20 protein-coding genes and 1 tRNA gene are annotated in these 19001 nt (G+C 57.4%); 11 read left to right on the top strand and 10 right to left on the bottom strand.

The features are described from left to right. Positions 1–19: 19 nt before the first annotated feature. Both H7K56_RS12010 and rsuA read right to left on the bottom strand, forming a co-directional pair. On the bottom strand, positions 20–1213 hold the full coding sequence (locus H7K56_RS12010; protein WP_150361318.1) for a Bcr/CflA family multidrug efflux MFS transporter: 1194 nt from the start codon (positions 1211–1213) through the stop codon (positions 20–22). 12 nt (positions 1214–1225) lie between these two features. Further along, positions 1226–1948 (bottom strand): 16S rRNA pseudouridine(516) synthase RsuA, encoded by a 723-nt coding sequence (rsuA, locus tag H7K56_RS12005; RefSeq protein WP_088517030.1) that lies wholly within the window; start codon positions 1946–1948, stop codon positions 1226–1228. 225 nt (positions 1949–2173) lie between these two features. Here rsuA and radD point away from each other — a divergent pair, with 225 nt between their 5' ends. Both radD and rplY read left to right on the top strand, forming a co-directional pair. Further along, a complete protein-coding gene (radD, locus tag H7K56_RS12000; RefSeq protein WP_125309766.1) occupies positions 2174–3928 on the top strand; it encodes a DNA repair helicase RadD in 1755 nt (584 codons plus the stop codon). Positions 3929–4059: 131 nt separating this feature from the next. After that, complete coding sequence (gene rplY / locus H7K56_RS11995) at positions 4060–4344, top strand: 50S ribosomal protein L25 (RefSeq protein WP_010618083.1); 285 nt, start codon at positions 4060–4062, stop codon at positions 4342–4344. A 64-nt stretch (positions 4345–4408) separates the two neighbouring features. Here rplY and yejK read toward each other — a convergent pair whose 3' ends face one another. After that, entirely contained in the window at positions 4409–5413 is a 1005-nt protein-coding gene (yejK, locus tag H7K56_RS11990) for a nucleoid-associated protein YejK (RefSeq protein ID WP_021509250.1), read from the bottom strand. Between the two features lie 158 nt (positions 5414–5571). Here yejK and H7K56_RS11985 point away from each other — a divergent pair, with 158 nt between their 5' ends. The 4 genes from H7K56_RS11985 (at position 5572) to H7K56_RS11970 (ending at position 8208) form a co-directional block, all read left to right on the top strand. After that, a complete protein-coding gene (locus H7K56_RS11985; RefSeq protein WP_021509249.1) occupies positions 5572–5799 on the top strand; it encodes a YejL family protein in 228 nt (75 codons plus the stop codon). Between the two features lie 23 nt (positions 5800–5822). After that, positions 5823–7571 (top strand): LPS biosynthesis-modulating metalloenzyme YejM, encoded by a 1749-nt coding sequence (gene yejM, locus H7K56_RS11980; protein WP_150361319.1) that lies wholly within the window; start codon positions 5823–5825, stop codon positions 7569–7571. A 72-nt stretch (positions 7572–7643) separates the two neighbouring features. After that, positions 7644–7720 (top strand) — tRNA-Pro (locus tag H7K56_RS11975). A 161-nt stretch (positions 7721–7881) separates the two neighbouring features. Next, positions 7882–8208: a four-helix bundle copper-binding protein gene (locus H7K56_RS11970; RefSeq protein ID WP_058757240.1), complete on the top strand. Its 327-nt coding sequence runs from the start codon at positions 7882–7884 to the stop codon at positions 8206–8208. A gap of 33 nt (positions 8209–8241) precedes the next feature. Here H7K56_RS11970 and H7K56_RS11965 read toward each other — a convergent pair whose 3' ends face one another. Together H7K56_RS11965 and H7K56_RS11960 are read right to left on the bottom strand one after the other, a co-directional pair. After that, complete coding sequence (locus tag H7K56_RS11965) at positions 8242–8514, bottom strand: hypothetical protein (RefSeq protein WP_031280046.1); 273 nt, start codon at positions 8512–8514, stop codon at positions 8242–8244. 142 nt (positions 8515–8656) lie between these two features. Continuing rightward, positions 8657–9160, bottom strand: a complete 504-nt coding sequence (locus H7K56_RS11960; protein ID WP_211368506.1) for a hypothetical protein — start codon at positions 9158–9160, stop codon at positions 8657–8659. Between the two features lie 393 nt (positions 9161–9553). Between H7K56_RS11960 and H7K56_RS11955 the strand changes: the two genes are divergently transcribed. After that, on the top strand, positions 9554–9757 hold the full coding sequence (locus tag H7K56_RS11955; RefSeq protein ID WP_010618078.1) for a hypothetical protein: 204 nt from the start codon (positions 9554–9556) through the stop codon (positions 9755–9757). Positions 9758–9833: 76 nt separating this feature from the next. Beyond that, entirely contained in the window at positions 9834–10559 is a 726-nt protein-coding gene (locus tag H7K56_RS11950) for a 4'-phosphopantetheinyl transferase family protein (RefSeq protein ID WP_150361321.1), read from the top strand. 153 nt (positions 10560–10712) lie between these two features. Here H7K56_RS11950 and H7K56_RS11945 read toward each other — a convergent pair whose 3' ends face one another. The 3 genes from H7K56_RS11945 to apbE all read right to left on the bottom strand — a co-directional run bounded on the left by H7K56_RS11945 (position 10713) and on the right by apbE (position 14142). After that, positions 10713–12365, bottom strand: coding sequence for a multidrug ABC transporter permease/ATP-binding protein (locus H7K56_RS11945; RefSeq protein ID WP_021509244.1), 1653 nt, complete (start codon positions 12363–12365; stop codon positions 10713–10715). 86 nt (positions 12366–12451) lie between these two features. Beyond that, complete coding sequence (alkB, locus tag H7K56_RS11940; RefSeq protein ID WP_058769918.1) at positions 12452–13093, bottom strand: DNA oxidative demethylase AlkB; 642 nt, start codon at positions 13091–13093, stop codon at positions 12452–12454. A 17-nt stretch (positions 13094–13110) separates the two neighbouring features. Beyond that, positions 13111–14142, bottom strand: a complete 1032-nt coding sequence (apbE, locus tag H7K56_RS11935; protein ID WP_150361322.1) for an FAD:protein FMN transferase ApbE — start codon at positions 14140–14142, stop codon at positions 13111–13113. A 401-nt stretch (positions 14143–14543) separates the two neighbouring features. Here apbE and H7K56_RS11930 point away from each other — a divergent pair, with 401 nt between their 5' ends. Then, positions 14544–14699: a hypothetical protein gene (locus H7K56_RS11930; protein ID WP_164861051.1), complete on the top strand. Its 156-nt coding sequence runs from the start codon at positions 14544–14546 to the stop codon at positions 14697–14699. Position 14700: 1 nt separating this feature from the next. Here the strand turns inward: H7K56_RS11930 and H7K56_RS11925 are convergent, their stop codons facing one another. Next, on the bottom strand, positions 14701–15156 hold the full coding sequence (locus H7K56_RS11925) for a nuclear transport factor 2 family protein (RefSeq protein ID WP_058758444.1): 456 nt from the start codon (positions 15154–15156) through the stop codon (positions 14701–14703). A 97-nt stretch (positions 15157–15253) separates the two neighbouring features. Here H7K56_RS11925 and H7K56_RS11920 point away from each other — a divergent pair, with 97 nt between their 5' ends. After that, a complete protein-coding gene (locus H7K56_RS11920; protein ID WP_058769916.1) occupies positions 15254–15817 on the top strand; it encodes a TetR/AcrR family transcriptional regulator in 564 nt (187 codons plus the stop codon). A 22-nt stretch (positions 15818–15839) separates the two neighbouring features. On the opposite strand, the gene ompC is transcribed toward H7K56_RS11920, so the two are convergent. Further along, positions 15840–16949: a porin OmpC gene (gene ompC, locus H7K56_RS11915; protein WP_150361324.1), complete on the bottom strand. Its 1110-nt coding sequence runs from the start codon at positions 16947–16949 to the stop codon at positions 15840–15842. Between the two features lie 892 nt (positions 16950–17841). Here ompC and H7K56_RS11910 point away from each other — a divergent pair. Further along, a complete protein-coding gene (locus H7K56_RS11910) occupies positions 17842–18996 on the top strand; it encodes an MFS transporter (RefSeq protein WP_150361326.1) in 1155 nt (384 codons plus the stop codon). Positions 18997–19001: the final 5 nt, after the last annotated feature.

Raw genomic sequence — 19001 nt, 5'->3', positions numbered from 1 at the left:
CAGCATAGACCCGCCGCCATCACGCGGTGTGGCGCGGACGGGCGGCGTAGCTGAACAGTACGATTGAGACGGTAGCGCACAGCGCGATGGTGGCGACCATCGGCCAGGCGCTGTTGACGCTGACCAGCGACAGTAGCGCGCCAACCAGCGCACCGACGCCAAAGCGCAGCGTACCGGCCAGCGAGGATGCGGTGCCGGCAATATGGGGAAATTCGTCAAGGATCACCGCCATCGCATTGGAGGAGACGGTCGATACGCAGCCAATAAACATTGCCACGCCAAACACCAGCGGCAGGAAACCGAGGTTAAGCGCGCTGACAATCAGCAGCCAGATGCCCATGGCAAACTGAATCAGCAGACCGAGGCGGAACATCGCCAGCGGTCCGAAACGGCGCACCGCGCGGCTGTTAATCAGCGTCATGACAAACAGAAACACCACGTTGAGGCCAAAGTAGTAGCCGAAATTCTGCGGCGACACATGGTTCACTTCAATGTAAACAAACGGCCCGGCGTTAAGAAAGGTAAACAGCCCGGCAAACGAGAAGCCGCTTGCCAGCATATAGCTGAAGGCGCGTTTGTGCCGCACCAGCGCGACAAAATTGCTCAGCGTGGTGCGCAGGTGAAAACGCTGCCGCTGCTCGGGCTTAAGCGTTTCGCGGATCTGCGTTACCACCAGCACGGTGGTAATCAGTGCGGCCAATGCCAGCGTCCAGAAGATGGCGTGCCAGTTCCACAGCAGCAGCAGCCAGCCGCCGATGATCGGGGCCAGCAGCGGCGCAATGGTGGTGATCAGCATGACAAACGACATCATGCGCGAGAAATCTTCTTTCGAATAACTGTCGCGCATCAGGGCGTTAATCACCACGCTGGCCGCGGCGGCGGAGAGCCCGTGCAGGAAACGCATCAGAATCAGCTGGTCAATGGATTGCGACAGCGCACAGGCTGCCGCCGCGCAGGCGAAAATCAGCGTGCCAAGCACAATCACCGGTTTACGTCCGTAGCTGTCGGCCAGCGGGCCATACACCAGCTGACCAATGGCGAAGCCGAGGATGTAGAGATTCAGCGTCATCTGTACGCTGCCGGCCGACACCGCGAATTCACGGGCGATTTGCGGCATTGCCGGCAGATACATATCAATGGAGAGCGGCATCAGCATCGCCAGCAATCCCAGAATCACCACTAATCCCACCGGTGAATTTTTTTCCTTACGCACCACTGTCTCCCGCTATTTGCGCTGTTTCAGTTCGTCCGGCAGGCCGATGCTGTTGATTTCCGCCTCGGTCAGTTCACGGTATTCGCCTTCACCGAGCTCGTCATCCAGCACAATCTCACCGATGCTTTCGCGATGCAGCGCCGTGACGTGGTTGCCCATCGCCGCAAACATACGTTTCACCTGGTGATAGCGCCCTTCACTGAGGGTGAGGCGCGCGGCTTTCTCATCGAGGATTTCCAGCTGCGCCGGTTTGGTCAGATCTTTCTCGTTGTGCAGCTGAATGCCGGCAGCAAATTTTTCGATCAGCCCCGCGTCAAGCGGCTGCTCCAGTTCCACCAGGTAGGTTTTCTCCAGGTGATGGCGCGGAGAGGTAATGCGATGCGACCACTGACCATCATCGGTCAGCAGCACCAGCCCGGTGGTATCAATATCCAGCCGCCCTGCCGCGTGCAGTTTGAACGCCGCCGGCTCCTCAATGAAATAGAGAATGGTGGGGTGATCCGGATCGTCGGTGGAGCAGACATAGCCCTGCGGTTTATTCAGCATGAAATAGCGCGGGCCCTGCTGCACCGTCAGCGGATTGCCGTCGTACTCTACGGCATCGTCCGGCAGGACTTTATACGCGGTGTCGCGTACCACTTCGCCATTGATGGTGATCTTTCTGCCACGTATTTCACGGCCGGCGATGGCACGGCTAACTTCCAGTTGCTGAGATATGAATTTGTCGAGTCGCATGAATTCGCTTTTTTGCCTGTTACTGCGGAGGGGAACTGAAACGGCGTTTGCCCGGTAAATCATTTACAGCGTAGCGCGGCGGCCACGGCATAATTGAGCGCAGGGTTAACCGTTGAAAAAGTGTGGGCAGTATAGCCTGAACCTTCGCCTGCTAATAGTGCCGATCCTGCGTTTCAGCCACTTTCATGGCATAATGCGCGTCCGTTCCAGAAAAAGCCGGTTCCCATGTCGTTTACCCTGCGCCCCTATCAGCAAGAAGCCGTTGATGCCACCGTTGCCCATTTTCGCCGCCACGCCACGCCAGCGGTGATTGTGCTGCCGACCGGCGCCGGCAAAAGCCTGGTGATCGCCGAACTGGCGCGGCTGGCGCGCGGTCGCGTGCTGGTGCTGGCTCACGTCAAAGAACTGGTGGAGCAGAACCACAGTAAATATCAGGCGTATGGCCTGCAGGCGGACATCTTCGCTGCGGGCCTGCAGCGCAAGCAGAGCGACGGTAAAGTGGTGTTCGGCAGCGTGCAATCGGTGGCGCGCAATCTGGCCAGTTTTGACAGCGCCTTTTCGCTGGTGATCGTCGATGAGTGCCATCGCATCAGCGACAACGAAGAGAGCCAGTATCAGCAACTGTTCGCCCATCTGCGCCAGCACAATCCGCAGCTGCGTCTGCTGGGGCTGACCGCCACGCCATTCCGCCTGGGCAAAGGCTGGATTTACCAGTACCACTATCACGGCATGGTGCGCGGCGACGATAACGCGCTGTTCCGCGACTGCATCTACGAATTGCCGCTGCGCTATATGATCAAACATGGCTTTCTGGTGCCGCCCGAGCGGCTGGATATGCCGGTGGTACAGTATGATTTCAGTCGGCTGATCCCGCAGAATAATGGCCTGTTCAGTGAGGCCGATCTTAACCGCGAACTGAAACAGCAGCAGCGCGTCACGCCACAGATCATGCGACAGATCATCGAGTTCGCTGAAACGCGCCGCGGCGTGATGGTGTTTGCCGCAACCGTTGAACACGCGCGGGAAATCCTCAGCCTGCTGCCGGAAAACAGTGCGCTGGTGTCGGCGGAAACCCCGGTGAAAGAGCGTGACCGGCTGATTCAGCAGTTCAAAGCGCAGCAGCTTAAGTTTCTGGTTAACGTGGCGGTGCTGACCACCGGCTTCGACGCGCCGCACGTCGATTTGATCGCCATTCTGCGCCCGACCGAATCGGTCAGCCTGTATCAGCAAATTGTCGGTCGCGGGTTGCGGCTGGCACCGGGCAAAACCGACTGCCTGATCCTTGATTACGCCGGAAACCCGCACGATCTCTTTACGCCCGAAGTCGGCGCGCCGAAAGGCGCCAGCGATAACCAGCCGGTGCAGGTGTTTTGTCCGGCCTGCGGCTTTGCCAACACCTTCTGGGGCAAGGCGACCGAAGATGGCCACGTCATTGAGCACTTTGGCCGCCGCTGTCAGGGCGTGCTCGACGATGACGAGGGCAATCGCGCGCAGTGCGACTACCGTTTCCGCTTTAAAAGCTGCCCGGACTGCGGTGCAGAAAATGATATCGCCGCGCGCCGCTGCCAGCAGTGCGACAAGGTGCTGGTCGACCCCGATGATATGCTGAAAGCGGCGCTGAAGCTGAAAGACGCGCGCGTACTGCGCTGCAGTGGTATGACGCTGGCGCACGGACGCGATGATAAAGGCGAGTGGCTGCAAGCCACCTATTTTGATGAGGATGGCACCAGCGTCAGCGAGCGCTTTCGCCTGCGCACTCCGGCACAGCGTACCGCTTTTGAGCAGCTGTTTATGCGGCCACATCAGCGTGCGCCCGGCGTGGAGCTCGGCTGGCAGACCGCCGCCGATGTGGTGGCGCTGCAGCCGCTGCTGCGCCATCCCGATTTTGTGGTAGCGCGCGCCAAAGGCCACTTCTGGCAGGTGCGGGAAAAAATGTTCGATTATCAGGGACGCTATCGCCGCGCCAACGAGCTGCGCTAAGCGGCGGAATCATTTGCCCCGCTGTGGCAATCCGGCTATAATGCCGCCCGCTTTTGCATCCGTAAAAGCGTATTGAATAACCGTCCTGTTGCTGGGTCGCCTGTAGCAGGAACTATAGAAGAGATCTTAAGATGTTCACTATTAATGCAGAAGTACGTAAAGAGCAGGGTAAGGGTGCGAGCCGCCGCCTGCGCGCAGCGAACAAATTCCCGGCCATCATCTATGGCGGTAAAGACGCTGCGGTTTCTATCGAACTGGACCACGACGCTGTGATGAACATGCAGGCTAAGCCTGAGTTCTACAGCGACGTGCTGACTCTGGTTGTTGACGGTAAAGAAACCAAAGTTAAAGTTCAGGCTGTTCAGCGTCACCCGTTCAAGCCAAAACTGCACCACATCGACTTCGTTCGCGCTTAATCGCTAACGGGTTGACGAAAAAACGCCGCATCTGCGGCGTTTTTTTATGGCGCAAATCGGGCGATCACTGACCGCCGGTACGACGCTGCAGCTGATCGCGCAGATTCGGCGGCGTGCCTTTGATGGTCAGCGTATCAGTGGCCGGATCCCAGAAAATGCGCTCGCCCAGCAGCATGGCATCAAAGTTAAGCGTTAATCCCCCGCCGCTACCGGCAAATTTCGTCAGCTGACGCAGGGTGCTGCGGTCGGCCGGGAAATGCTCTTCCAGCTCATAACCCTGTTCCTGGGTAAACGCCTGAAAGGTTTTTTCGCCCAGCGGCGGCAGCTCGCTGGAGAGATCTTCCAGCGCAATCTCCTCGCCCGCCTGCAGCTGTTCATTGCAGTAGCTGTAGACCTGTTGGCGATAGTTCTGGCGCTCATTTTTATCGAGGCTGGACTCGGCACAGTAATCATCTACCGCCTGCAGCAGCCCGCGGTTCTGTGCTTTGGTATCCAGACCGACGCTGGCGCCGAGGAAATCCATGAAGAAATCGGCCACTTTGCGCCCCACGCGTCCGCGCAGGAAGGTCAGGTAGCGCGTGGATTCCGGGTTGGTTTCCCACTCGGTGAGATCGATACGCGCCACGATATCGGCATGGTTGATGTCCAGATAGTGCGTGCTGCTGATGTCGAGCTGCTCGTTAACGCGCATGCTCGACTGGCTGTTCAGCACCGCCACCAGCAGATACTCCACCGCCAGATAGCGATAGTGCAGAAACAGCACCACGCCGCCTTCGGCGAACGGGTATTTGCTCAGCTCGTCGCGCAGGCGTCCGGTAGCCGCACGGCTGAACGCCAGGAAGTCATCCTGCCCTTTGCGGCAGTTGCGCAGCGCTTCCGCCAGCTCGCTGTCTTCATTAAACAGGCCGTAAGCCTTGCTTTTGGCGCTATAGACGCGGTGTAACTCTTCCGCCATCTCTTCCACCGCCTGCGTGGCTGGTAACAGGGTATCGCGCAGCACCAGTTCCAGCTGGTTTTCATCACGTTTGACTAACTGATGCAGGGCAATCTGGTCGATATCCAGACTCATGGTAGACTCTCCTTTTGGCTCAGGCGCGTATTCAAACACCGCCCGCAGCCGCTTTCAACTGCGCGCACAAACTGATCGTTCTGCTTGCGATAAAATTGCGGAAAAAAGTGCGTTGTTACGGTAATATACCGCGTTTTCACACTTGATTAGTCGACGATATGCCACAATCATCCCGTTACAGCGACGCGCGCGTCGAACAGCTTCTCGCGCAGCTGGCGCAGGTTCTTGAAAAAGACAAAGCGCCAACCGATCTTTCCCTGATGGTGTTGGGGAACATGGTGACCAATTTGATCAACACCGACATCGCACCGGCCCAGCGCCGCAGCCTCGCCCGCTCGTTTGCGGAAGCGCTGCAGTCTTCCGTGCGCGATGACAACGCCCACTAAATTGCAGATTTGACCTCATAAATATGGTAACCAACCGGCAGCGCTACCGTGAAAAAGTCTCCCAGATGATCAGCTGGGGGCACTGGTTTGCCCTGTTTAATATTCTGTTTGCGCTTATTTTAGGCAGCCGCTACCTGTTGGTCGCCGACTGGCCCTCTTCCCTCGCCGGCCGTATTTATGCGTTTACCAGCTGGATTGGCCATTTCAGCTTTATCGTGTTTGCCGCTTATCTGCTGATTATCTTCCCACTAACGTTTGTCGCCATGTCGCAGCGGTTGCTGCGCGTGCTCTCCGCCGTGGTCGCCACGGCCGGGCTGACGCTGATTATGGTCGACAGCGCGGTGTTCAACCGTTTCCATCTGCACCTCAATCCGGTGGTGTGGGAACTGGTGGTCAACCCCGATCAAAGCGAGATGGCGCGCGACTGGCAGCTGATGTTTATCAGCGTACCGCTGATTTTCCTCGTTGAGATGCTGTTTGCCACCTGGAGCTGGCAAAAGCTGCGCAGCCTGAACCGGCGTTCGTTTGGCAAGCCGCTGGCCGCGCTGTTTATCAGCGCCTTCTTTGCCAGCCATCTGCTGTATATCTGGGCGGACGCCAACTTCTACCGGCCGATTACCATGCAGCGTGCCAACCTGCCGCTCTCCTATCCGATGACCGCACGGCGCTTTCTGGAGCGACACGGCCTGCTGGATGCGCAGGAGTATCAGCGCCGTCTGGTGCAACAGGGCGATCCGGAAGCGCTGTCGGTGCAGTATCCGCTCAGCGATATTACGTTCCGCGATGGCGGAACGCGCCACAACCTGCTGATTCTGACGGTGGACGGCCTGAACAATGCCACGGTGGATAAAGCTCTGCCATCGCTCAATCAGTTCGCCAGTGAAAACGTGCGCTTTACCCAGCATTACAGCGCCGGACTGCAGCCGGAAAAAGGCCTGTTCGGCCTTTTCTACGGTATCTCCTCCAGCTACATGGACGGCGTGCTGGCGGCGCGCATGCCCTCTGCCCTGCTCGGCGCGCTGAACAGCCAGGGTTATCAGTTCGGCCTGTTCTCTTCCGATGGCTTTAGCCAGCCGCTGTACCGTCAGGCGCTGCTGGCGGATTACAGCCTGCCGCAGGCTGATACCCAGCCTAACAGCACCACGGTGACGCAGTGGCAGAACTGGCTCAATGGTCAGAAAGGCGGCGCGCCCTGGTTCTCATGGATTGCGCTCAACGGCGTGACGGTAACCGGCGACAGCACCAAAGCGCGCCAGCGCAGCTATATGCGCCAGGCGACAGGCGTGGATGAACAAATCGCGACGGTGCTGCATACGCTGCAGCAGAATGATGCGCTGAAGAATACCGTGGTGGTGATCACGGCGCAGCGCGCCATCACCTTCGACAACAGCGATAATCCGGGCAACCGCGCGACGCTGCAGGTACCGCTGGTGGTGCACTGGCCGAATACCCCGGCGCAGAGCATCGATCGCCTGACCGATCAGCAGGATGTGATGACCACGCTGATGCAGCGCCTGCTGCACGTGCGCACCAGTCCGGTTAACTATTCACAGGGTGAAGATCTGTTTGCCGCGCAGCGCAGCCATAACTGGGTCGCCAGCAGTGAAGATGGCAAACTGGTGGTGACTACGCCAACGGTGACGCTGGTGCTCAGCAACAACGGTAACTACAGCGCGTACGATGCCCAGGGCAAAGAGCTGAAAGATCATAAACCTCAGCTGGCGCTGCTGTTGCAGGTGCTGACGGAAGAGAAACGGTTCACGGCAAACTGATTAATTATGAGGCAGTTAAGCTGCCGGCATATTGCAATCGCCAACGGAACCAGTAGTATAACCCTCCACGTTCGGCACGTAGCGCAGCCTGGTAGCGCACTGTCATGGGGTGTCAGGGGTCGGAGGTTCAAATCCTCTCGTGCCGACCAAAATCCCAAAGAAAGCAGCCTTTATGGCTGCTTTTTTATTTTCTGCTGTAAAATCGCGGCGTTAAGCACAGCGCGGTAATAAATCCTAACGCTTTCCTTCATTGCATAATGACCAATCCTTTCCAGGCTTAAACGGTTAATCACCAATGCAAGGAGGAAACATGCTTGATGAATATAAACGCTGCGTGGAGGCTTGTTATCTGTGCGCAGCCGCGTGCGACCACTGCGCAACATCCTGTCTGGATGAGGAAAATGTGGAGATGATGCGCGAATGCATCAGGCTGGATATGCAGTGCGCCAATACCTGTCGCCTCACGGCGCAGTTCATGGCGCTAAACAGTGGATCGGTGCAGCAGCTCTGTCAGTTCTGCGCCGACATCTGCCAGCAGTGCGCGCAGGCGTGCCAGCAGCATCAACACCAGCACTGCCAGCAATGCGCTCAGGCCTGTCAGCGCTGTGCAGAAGAGTGCCGTAAAATGGCGGCATGATGCCAGCCGGATTGAGATTCGCTGCGGCGAATCTCAATCGTTGACGCTGAGTGAAACCTCAGCCTCGCAGGGTTGCACCAGAATCAGTGGGCATTTCTTAACCTTACACGCCTGCGAATAAGCCAGCTCGCACACTTCGCAGATATCGCGTACGTCCGACTCATACTCATACTCCATGAAGTAACGAAACGTACCGCTGCGCGTGTCGCTGCGCCAGAAGCGTTGCGGTTCCAGGATTTCATCCAGCTGCCTGAAGGTCAGGGCTGAGGGGTTGTGAAAACCCACTCTTACACGATATTTAGTCATGCCCTGATAATTATCGAGTTTCCGCTGCGTTGCCAGCCGGAAACAATTCTCGCTGGAATAGGGAAAATCTTTGCTGTGGATAACGCATCGGGTGCCGCAACCAAACGCGCGACGATCGCGGCACAGATGAACGGCTAAACCGTCAGCGTTTGATTTTTAAATCATCATCCCAGCGGTCTGCCGCCGCGTGCGCGGGATCGTGATCCTGCAGCAAAAACTCGCCGTTTTGCTGGGCGATCTGCTCACCGGTATCGGTAATCGCGTTTTGAATGAATACCTTTGCCTGCGCGCCATTCACAAAGGTGAGCTGATGGAAGGCAGTTTTGTTGCCCCAGTCTTTCGACGGCGCTGAAATATAGCGGATGGTGTAACTCTGGTCCTCAACGCTGCCCTGCATCACGTAGAGGCCATAATGATTTTCGCCCTGCGACAGGATTTTATACACCCCGTTGCTGTAGTAATAAATCACCGCATCCGGGAACGGCTTTTCATCATAGAGTTTACGGTAGTGCAGTTTATGCACAAAGGTGGGTTTGCCGGGCACCACTTCAATATTGCCCTGCGCATTCTGGAAGCTGAGATCTGCTGCCTGTGCAGCGCCTACGCTCATGCAACCCAGTAACATTATGCCAGCCAGTTTTTGCATCGTTCGCTCCTTAGCCTCTTCGTCAGCCACCAGCATGTTACGCCCACGCTTTACCCCGGTTAAACGAAGCGGCTATCGATGTGAGATGGGCTTCATAATACAGCCACTACAGGAAGGATAGAGATAGAAAATGACCGCGCCATTACCGCGCCAGACGCGGCTATTCGGCACCACTGCGACAGGCCCTCACCTTACTGTTCAGGGTGCTAAATCCTGCAGCATAATCTCGCATCACACTTCATTCATGCTGCGAATCAGCTACTTAACTGAAGTCAGCAAAGCCGACCGGGATCACGTTTTTACTGATTTGTGACAGCAATTCATTAAAGTGAAACAAAACTGTCACAGATTTCCCCTACCCTAAAGCTCCCGTTTATTTGATGGAATCTCGTTATGGTCATCAAAGCAAAAAACCTGCAGGATGCGGAAGAACTCCTGCACTCAGGCATCAGCAAAGTGGAGCTGGCGTATGATATTGGCAGCGATGATTTCTTCCGCCTGGCGAGCCACTGGTGTGACCGTGGTGCACGCATTACCAAAGGCCACCACCATTTTGTTGTGCAGATGAAGAGCTTCGCTATCCCGCCAAATCGCTAACCCGCAGCAGCCTTTTCGGCTTGCTCTGCCCGCGGCTGACTGGTAAAACACGCTTTTCCATCAGCCGTTACTCGTTATGTTCTCAGCCGAAACGCCCCTGCCGCTGCCCGCTTGTGGATTTATCACCGCCGCTGGCCACACCGCTGAATCGCTGTCGCTGGCGTGGTGCCGCTTTGATCGGCAACAGTGGCATGCCGCTTTACCTGCGCAGTGGCAACTGCCGCTGCCGTCCGCGCTACAGCAGGCAGCCAGCAAACGCAAAATTGAATATCTCGCCAGCCGCTGGCTGGTGCGGCAACAGCTGGCGCAGCTGGGAATCACTGATTTTGTGCTGCACAACGCGCCGGATCGCTCACCGTGCTGGCCGGCAGGCATTCGTGCTTCACTGTCGCACAGCCATGACTGCGTGGTGATGGCCGCGACGCGCGAGGCATTGTATGTGGGCATTGATGTTGAGCAGGTGATGGCAGAGGAAACCGCGCAGGACACGGCGGAACTGCTGATGAACGCGCAGGAGCGCGCGCTGCTTGAGAGCCAGCCGCTGCCCTTTTCGCAGACGGCAACGCTGCTGTTTTCGCTGAAAGAGAGTCTTTATAAGGCGTTATGGCCGCGGCTGCATCAGCCCATGGCGTTTCATCAGGCTGAGCTGATCGAGCTCGACCTGCCGCAGCAGCGCGCCAGGCTGCAGCTGTGTCAGGATTTCAGCGCGGAATTTACCCGCAGCACCGTGCTGGACGCACGCTTCTGGCTGCAGCCGGCGCGCGTGGTCACACTGCTCACTCACCCGGCCTGCACGCAATAAAAAACCGGCGCGGAATGAGCCCGGGCCGGTGACAACACAAGACGACAGAAGTGTTCCAGGGAGGCAGAGACGAGGATCTCTGCTGCCATTCACTGTATCCCGCTGACAACGTCTTGCCCAATAAGGGTTTTTGCTAAGCTTTGCCGCCAGCCGTCAATGGCCGGTATCGGTGCGTTTGACGGCGTCCAGCGTGGCCATTTCGCGCTCGCGGCCGGTCAGCTCGCTTAACTGCCCATCGCGCATTTCCAGCAGCCGATCGGCATGAATAAAGTAGTGATCGTCATGGCTGATGGCGAACACGGTTTTGCCGGACGCCTGAAGCCACGGCAGCAGCTCGCGGTAGAAGATGCGGCGGAAGTGCGGGTCCTGATCGGCCGCCCACTCATCGAGCAGCAGGATATCGCGCTCCTCTGCCGCCGCCAGCAGCAGAGCAAGGCGCTTGCTCTGCCCTTTCGACAGCTGCAGGTTGAGTACCCGATTGCCTTCCAGCTTCAGCTTGTCCTGCATTTTAAGCCGTTCCAGCCACTGCTGCACCAGCGCCGGATTAGCCGGCTCACCACCGCGACGAATCAGACGATCAAACAGGTGCACGTCAGTGAACACCGCCGAGAAGTGCTGGCGATAAGCATCAAGGTTATGCCAGTCCACCTCGTTACCGTCCAGCAGCAGGCGGCCCGAATGCGGCTGATACAGGCCGGTCAGCAGCATCGCCAGCGTGGATTTACCGCTGCCGTTACCGCCAATCAGAAACACCAGTTCACCGCGGCGCAGCGTCAGGTTGATCGGCCCGACGGCAAAACCGTGCTCGCCATAATGGAAACAGACGTCGCGCAGCTCCAGCGTCTGCCAGTCGCTCACCGTCGGCAGCGCGTTGAAACCGGCGCTATAAGGGGCCAGATCGAAGGTATTAATTTTCCGCAACGCCACCTGTGCGCTGAGCAGCGTCGGCAGCGCGCCTACTGCCGCCAGCAGCGGCGTGCGCAGGAACAGCAGCGTCAGCGAATAGGTCGCAGCGACAGCGGTATTGGCCCAGCCGAGACCGTTGGCCATGAAGAACACAATACCAATCGCGCCGAGCATCATAATGTTCGACCAGTTCACCGCGCTGAGATGGAAGGTATCGGCGCGCACAATGTGACGACGATAATCCGTGGCATTTTCCTGATACACGGTGTCGTAAATCAGTTGGGCGCGCTCGCGGTTAAGCTGCAGCTCTTTGCGCCCTTCAATGATGGTCTGAAAATCGCGGTACAGCTCGTCCTCGATGTCGCGCAGCTTCGCCATGTGCTGATAAACACGCGACACCAGCAGCCAGCCGCCGATCAGCGTCACCACCAGCCACAGCGTGGTGATCAACAGCATTTGCGGTGACAGCCACGCCAGATAGATCGCGGAACCCAGCGTAATAATGATGCCCTGAATCAGTTCCGGCAGGCGCACAAACGCGATAGTGATGGCACGCACATCGCTGGTCAGGCCGGCCAGCAGCTGAGCGTTACCAATCTGCTCAATGCGTTCAACCCGGGTATCCAGAATACGTTTGATAAACTCACCGCGCAGCCGCCAGACAAAATGGTGGCCGAGCTGAGTCAGCGCCAGCTGCGATGCCAGCGTCACCGCCATCAGCAGAAACAGCTGGGCGAGAAAGCCCGGCAGCACGGTGAGCGAGGTATTGACTGCCACGATCAGTTCATTATTGATGTAGGCGATCAGCCCGATACCCAGCGCGGCGCTGAGCAGCGTCAGCACAATCACGCCGATAAACGGCCAGCGGTACTGGCGAAAAACAACCTGAAGCAATGCCATTAAAAATTATCCAGAGGTCAACCAGGCAGCCTGCAGTTTAATGGCGCCTCGGGTGAAGGCAAGAATAATTCTCATCCGTTTTACGGTTACTGGGCGCGGCGGAATGTCAGGTTGTAACGGAACGCGCCAGCCTGCGGATGGATGCCCGCTTTTAGCGGCAAAATGCCGTGATAGCGCAGGCGCGACGGACCGCCCCACACCACGATATCGCCGTGCTCCAGCAGCACGCGCTGCGTCGCATCGCCGCGCTCGAAACCGCCAAACTGAAAAACGGCCGGCAGGCCAAGCGATACCGAGACAATCGGCTGGCGTAAGTCTTTCTCATCCTTATCCTGATGCAGCGTCAGTTTGGCGCCGGGCTCATAGCGGTTAATCAGGCAGGCGTCCGGATTGAAACCGGCAAAGCCGGCCTCCTGCGCGGTCTGCTGCGCCAGCGTGCGGAACAGCGCGGGCATCGGCGGCCATTTACGGCCGCTGCTGACATCCTGTTCGGTGTACTGGTAACCGCGCGAATCGGTCGACCAGCCGAAATCGCCGCAGTTGGTCATGGCGACTGACATGCGATGTCCACCCGGCGTGATGCGATGGGCAAACGGGTTAAGGGCCGCGACGTCATGAATCGCCGTCAGCAGCGCATCGGCCTGCTCGCGCGCCCGGCGACGCAGAATCACCGCGCCCTCGGCCAGCGGTTCCTGCCATGGCGCATCCTCACTAAATAGATCCAGCACAGTTACCTCCTGTCAGGTCAGGGCTGATCGATAAGAAACGATTTGAACTGTGGCGACATCCAGTGGCTGAAGCCGTCGCCCTGCTTCGTAATCAGATACACCGCCAGATGCTGTTTCAGCGCCAGCGCTTTGGCACGCTCGGTGCCGAGCACCATCAGCCCGGTGTCCCAGCCGTCGGCTTCCAGCGCGGTGGTGGCAATCACCGTGGCTGAGACCAGTCGGTGATCGATGGGTCGGCCGCTGGCCGGATCGATCACGTGCGAGATGCGTTTGCCATCCAGTTCATAATAGTTGCGATAGCTGCCGGAGGTGCTGATGCCGTGCCCCTGCAGATCGACGCGTGCCTCCACCGCGTTCTCGCGATCGGTCGGTTTCTGGATGGCTACCCGCCACGGCTGCTGGCTGGCATTCAGGCCGCGACTCAGCACCGCCCCGCCCACCGACACCAGATAATTAGAGATGCCCTGCTGTTCCATCAGCCGCGCCAGGTGATCGGTAGCGTAGCCTTCGCCCATGGTGGAGAGATCGACATACAGGCCCGGCAGATCCTTCTGCAGCCACTGGCCGTTCACCGTTTCAATCACGCGCAGGTGCTGCAGGCCGGTCTGCGCTTTGGCGGCGGCGATGGCGGCATCCGATGGCGTATGCGCCGGCTGCTGCGCCGGGCCAAAGCCCCACAGATTCACCAGCGGCCCGACGGTAATGTCCATCGCGCCGCCGGTCAGCTGGCCGATGCGCAGCGCGCGGGTGACGATATCGGCCATATCGGCACTGACCGGCTGGGGATCCTGCCCCTGATACTGGTTGAAGCGCGACAGCACTGAGTCCTTTTTCCAGGTGGAGAGTTCGCCATCGTCGCGATCGAGCTGCTGCTGAATCGCCTGCTGCAGCGCGGCCTTACGCTGAGCATCCACGCCCGCCAGACTCACGCGCCACACGGTGCCCATGGTTTTGCCTTCCAACACCAGCGCCTGCTGCGCCGGTTTTTGCTCGCACCCGCTCAGCAGCAGTGCTACCATGCCTGTCAGCAGAATGTTCTGAAAATTCATCAATTCCTCGTCTGTAACTCATTACTACAGCCTATTACAAAGCATAACTCGCTTGTAAGGCCGTCTAAAGCTGCTTGAAGTTGATCGCTGGCTGGCACAGCATACTGCGTTCCTGCACGAGAATCCTTACAGGAGCGACAGATGATTTATATGATTCTTGCTATTACCGCCGGGTTATTTGCTTACGGAAGCTTCCGTTGCTGGCAGCACTATCGCCACCGCCTGATTCAGCACTATCCGTCGCGCCGACGTTAAGGCATTGCACCAGCGTCGTGCATCCTGCACCGCTTTAGCGCTGGCGCAGTGTAACAAAGCAGCCACGGGGCGCGTGGCGCTGAGAGCGGTAGCATGGCATGAATTGTGCAGCGTTGATGCTGGGTTGAACATCAGCGAGGTGCAAGATGAGTAAGGCAACAGAACAACAGGATAAATGGCAGCGCTGGCTGAGCTTTTCCGCCTTTACGCTGGCGGGCGTGGCGCTGGAAGGCAGCCTGCCGCCTGCTACTACATCCCCGCAGCAGGCGGCAAAGGCCAGACGCTGGCGCAACGCGCCGTAAATTACAGACCCAGCTCGCTCAGGCCCGGATGATCGTCCGGACGTCTGCCAGCCGGCCAGTGGAACAGCCGCGCTTCAGCGCTGATTGGCAAATCGTTGATGCAGGCGAAGCGCTGAATCATCAGACCATCGGCACCAAAGTGCCAGTTTTCATTGCCGTAGCTGCGGAACCAGTTGCCGCTGTCATCGCGCCACTCATAGGCAAAACGCACCGCCAGCTTATCGTGGTGCCACGCCCATAGCTCTTTAATCAACCGATAATCCAGCTCGCGGGCCCATTTGCGCTGTAGAAAGGTCACGACGTCCGCGCGGCCGTTAACGAATTCGCTGCGATTGCGCCAGCGGGTATCTTCACTGTAAACCTGCGACACGCGCTGCGGATCGCAGCTGTTCCAGGCATCTTCCGCCATACGCACTTTTTCTAAGGCACTTTGATGATCGAACGGGGGGATGAGCATTTTTTATCTCCTGATGATGTAGACAGGTCTGTCTACTTGATTCATCCTGCCGTATGTAGACAATTCTGTCTACCCCCGAAAACAGGAATTTTTTCTTATGCTCGCACCCCTGCTGTTTGATGCCAGCGCCAGCGCGCGTGACCGCATCCTGCTCAGCGCGCAACAGCTGTTTTATGCGCAAGGCATCCGTGCTACCGGCATCGATAAAGTGATTGCCGCGGCTGGCGTGACCAAAGTGACCTTCTACCGCCACTTTCCGGCCAAAAATGACTTAATTCTGGCGTTTCTGCAGCAGCGCCATCAGCGCTGGATGAGCGGCTTTCGCAGCGCGCTGGCGCAGCAGCCTGCCATCAACGTGGCGCTGCCGGCTGCGTTACTGAGCTGGTTTCAGGAGGAGGATTTCCGCGGCTGTGCGTTTATTAATAGCGCGGCAGAACTGGCTGATACCCTGCCGGAAGCGAGCGCCCTGATTCGCCAGCACAAGCGGGAGATGGCGGCCGCCATTGCCGAAAGACTCAGCACAGCGCAGCAGGATAAAACCGGGCAGATCGTGTTGCTGGTGGATGGCGCAATCGTGCAGGTTCAGATGGGGGAAGCGGCGCAGCAGGTGACGGCAACGCTGCAGGCGGCGCTGAACGCGCTGCTGGAGAGCAGAGCGTGACCCGCAGGCCACGCTCTCCGGCTTAGAACTGGTAAACCAGGCCCAGCGCAACGATGTCGTCGGTGTTGATACCGGTCGCATCGGTGAAGTTGTTGTCGTCCAGCAGGTTGATCTGGTAATCAACATAGGTCGACATGTTTTTATTGAAGTAATAGGTCGCACCCACGTCGACATATTTTTTCAGGTTCTGGCTGCCGTAACCTTCGATATCGCTGCCGCGTGAGGAGACGAAGGCCAGAGACGGACGCAGACCGAAGTCAAACTGATACTGCGCCACCAGTTCCCAGTTGTCCGCTTTGTTGGCATAGCCGTACGCAGCGGAATCCACCGCGCCGAAGCGGGTTGCGTTGTAAGAACGGGTGTACATCGCCGCCAGATACACGTTGTTAGCGTCATATTTCAGACCGCCGGTGTAGGCTTCGGCTTTATCACCGCGACCAAGAATGCCTGGCGCGTTGCCGTTCTGATTGTTGGTACGGTCAGACTGGAACATCGCCGCACCCAGACCGAAGCCGGAGCCGAGATCGTAGGTGGTGCTCAGGCCCCAGCCGTCGCCGTTCTCACCCAGGACATCACGACCGGAAGAGGATTCGGTTGGGTTGTCGTTTTTGCCCTGATACTGCACGGCAAAGTTCCAGCCATCCACCAGGCCGAAGAAGTTGCTGTTGCGGTAAGTCGCCAGGCCGTTGCTGCGCTGGAACATGAAGTTGTCCGCGCCGTAAGTGTCACCACCAAACTCCGGCAGCACGTCAGTCCAGGCGCCGATGTCATACAGTACGCCGTAGTTACGGCCGTAGTCGAACGAGCCCGCATCACCGAATTTCAGACCGGCGAAGCCGACACGGGTGTAGCTGTTGGCGGTGCCCTGCGATTCTGCGGTGTTCAGCGCTGCCTGGTACTCCCACTGACCGTAGCCGGTCAGCTGGTCGGTCACCTGAGTTTCACCTTTAAAACCAAAACGCAGGTAAGACTGGTCACCGTCCTGGCCATCGTTGTCCGAGAAATAGTGCAGGCCGTCTACTTTGCCGTAGAGGTCTAATTTGTTGCCATCTTTGTTATAAATTTCAGCTGCGCTTGCTGAGCCTGCCACCAGCAATGCAGGAATCATCAGGGAGAGAACGCGACGTTTCATTTTATTACCCTCTGTAATGTGCCTTTTATATGTGCCACTGCTAACTGAATGCTTAAAAATTCAGCCGGCAAGCCATTGTTATTTTATGGAGAGCAATAATCTATCACGAAAATGATACTAAATTTCCGAAAGTGTTTCATTGTATTAAATAGTTATTTCTAAATGTAAATTTCGCGGAACTAATAATCAGCACACATCGGAAAAAAATATCGCACTAATTGATAAACCGAATTTTATTCATTTAAATACATAGGGATAAGATGAGATAAGCTGCCGCACTGAATGATAAAACTTAACGCCACTCAGCGCATACAATTACTCCCGCTATCATCATTTATTTCATTATTACCTTCATTCACCCCGAATGAGAGATTTACCCTAATTCCCGCCGGACATGATTGTCCGGCATTTTTTTGCCTGCCATTTTTCTTCCGCTGTGTAATTTTATGTAAACCTGTTTACTGAGGTTAAATTAACCGCCACTCAGGACGCCATTATTTGTTCGTTTTCGCACTTTTTGTTCATTACTTAGCCATGATTGCGCAATGTTAATTTCCGGGCGTAATAAAGTTGCACGGAAATATAGCCGATGCGTTTGTCCAACCGTTTGCGAAATATTCTTTACCACTATTCAGTGAGTTAGCGTTGCCGCAGTAATCGATTTTCACCCCAAACTAAGCCAAATTTTCACTGAATCTGTCGGTTTACTAACAGCCAGAGAGCTTATTAAGTCCAGGAAAAGTCTGGAAAAGCGCAGCGCCTGGCAAAAGATCGGTAATATGCTGTTTTCTGGCGACCATTTTTGCCCTGCTCTTCGCCTTCATTGAGCGGTGCCGCGCCAGCTTTAATGCTAAACTTCGTCGCTCGAACGACTTATGACAACGACACCTTTATGACAGCACTGGACGCCGCACAGCCCAACAAATTGCATCAGCGTGTCAATCTGGGAACACGCCTCGTTTTTCTCATCGCCGGTTTAAGCATGTCTGCCTGGGCGCCGCTGGTGCCGTTTGCCAGCCAGCGTCTCCAGCTGACGGGCGCGTCGCTGGGCGGCCTGCTGCTGTGTCTCGGCATTGGTTCACTGGCGGCAATGCCGGTGACCGGTGCGCTGGTGGCACGCTTTGGCTGCCGCTGCGTTATGCTGTGCTCCACGCTGGTGGTGCTGGCCGTACTGCCGCTGCTGGCGACGCTGGATGTGATGTGGCTGATGGCCGCCACGCTGATGGTGTTCGGTGCCGGGCTCGGCATGCTGGATGTGGCCATGAATGTACAGGCGGTTGAGGTTGAGAAAGCGGCGGCCAAGCCGATGATGTCCGGTTTCCACGGTTTCTTCAGTCTTGGCGGTATTCTTGGCGCCGGCGCGGTCAGCCTGTTACTTGGCGCGGGTCTGACACCGCTGCAGGCGGTGGGCGTGATCATGCTGCTGATGGTGCTGCTGTTGCTGTGCAGCCTGCCGACGCTGATGACGGAGCGCCTGCATCAGCCTGATCAACCCTGGCTGGTGATCCCGCGCGGCTGGGTCGCCTTCCTCGGTTGCCTGTGCTTTATTCTGTTCCTTGCGGAAGGCGCGGTACTCGACTGGAGCGCCCTGCTGCTGCTGCAAAGCCCGGGCATGAGCGTGGCGCACGCCGGCCTGGGTTACGCCATCTTCTCCATCGCCATGACCATAGGTCGTCTGACGGGCGATAAAGTGATTCAGCGCTTTGGCCGCTATCCGGTGATGCTGACCGGTGCGCTGGCGGCGGCAGCCGGCATGACGCTGGCGGTGCTGCTGCCGTGGCCGCAGGCGGCGCTGCTGGCCTTTTTGCTGGTGGGCTTTGGCCTGGCCAATACCGTGCCGATGCTGTTTAATGCCGCCGGTAATCAACAGGATATGCCGGCCAATCTGGCGATTTCCGCCATGACAACGCTCGGCTATGCGGGTATTCTTTCAGGCCCGGCTTTAATCGGCTTTATTTCCCAGTGGCTCAGCCTGAGCGGCGCGTTTTTACTTATCGCCCTGCTGCTGCTGGCGGTTGCCGCCAGCGCCCGGCTGGTCGCGCGTTAATTGCA

It is taken from the genome of Pantoea dispersa (assembly GCF_014155765.1).
In the GTDB taxonomy this organism is placed as follows: Bacteria; Pseudomonadota; Gammaproteobacteria; order Enterobacterales; family Enterobacteriaceae; genus Pantoea; species Pantoea dispersa.
The sequence above is the reverse complement of the archived record's forward strand: the minus strand, read 5'-3'. Positions and strand labels throughout refer to the sequence as shown.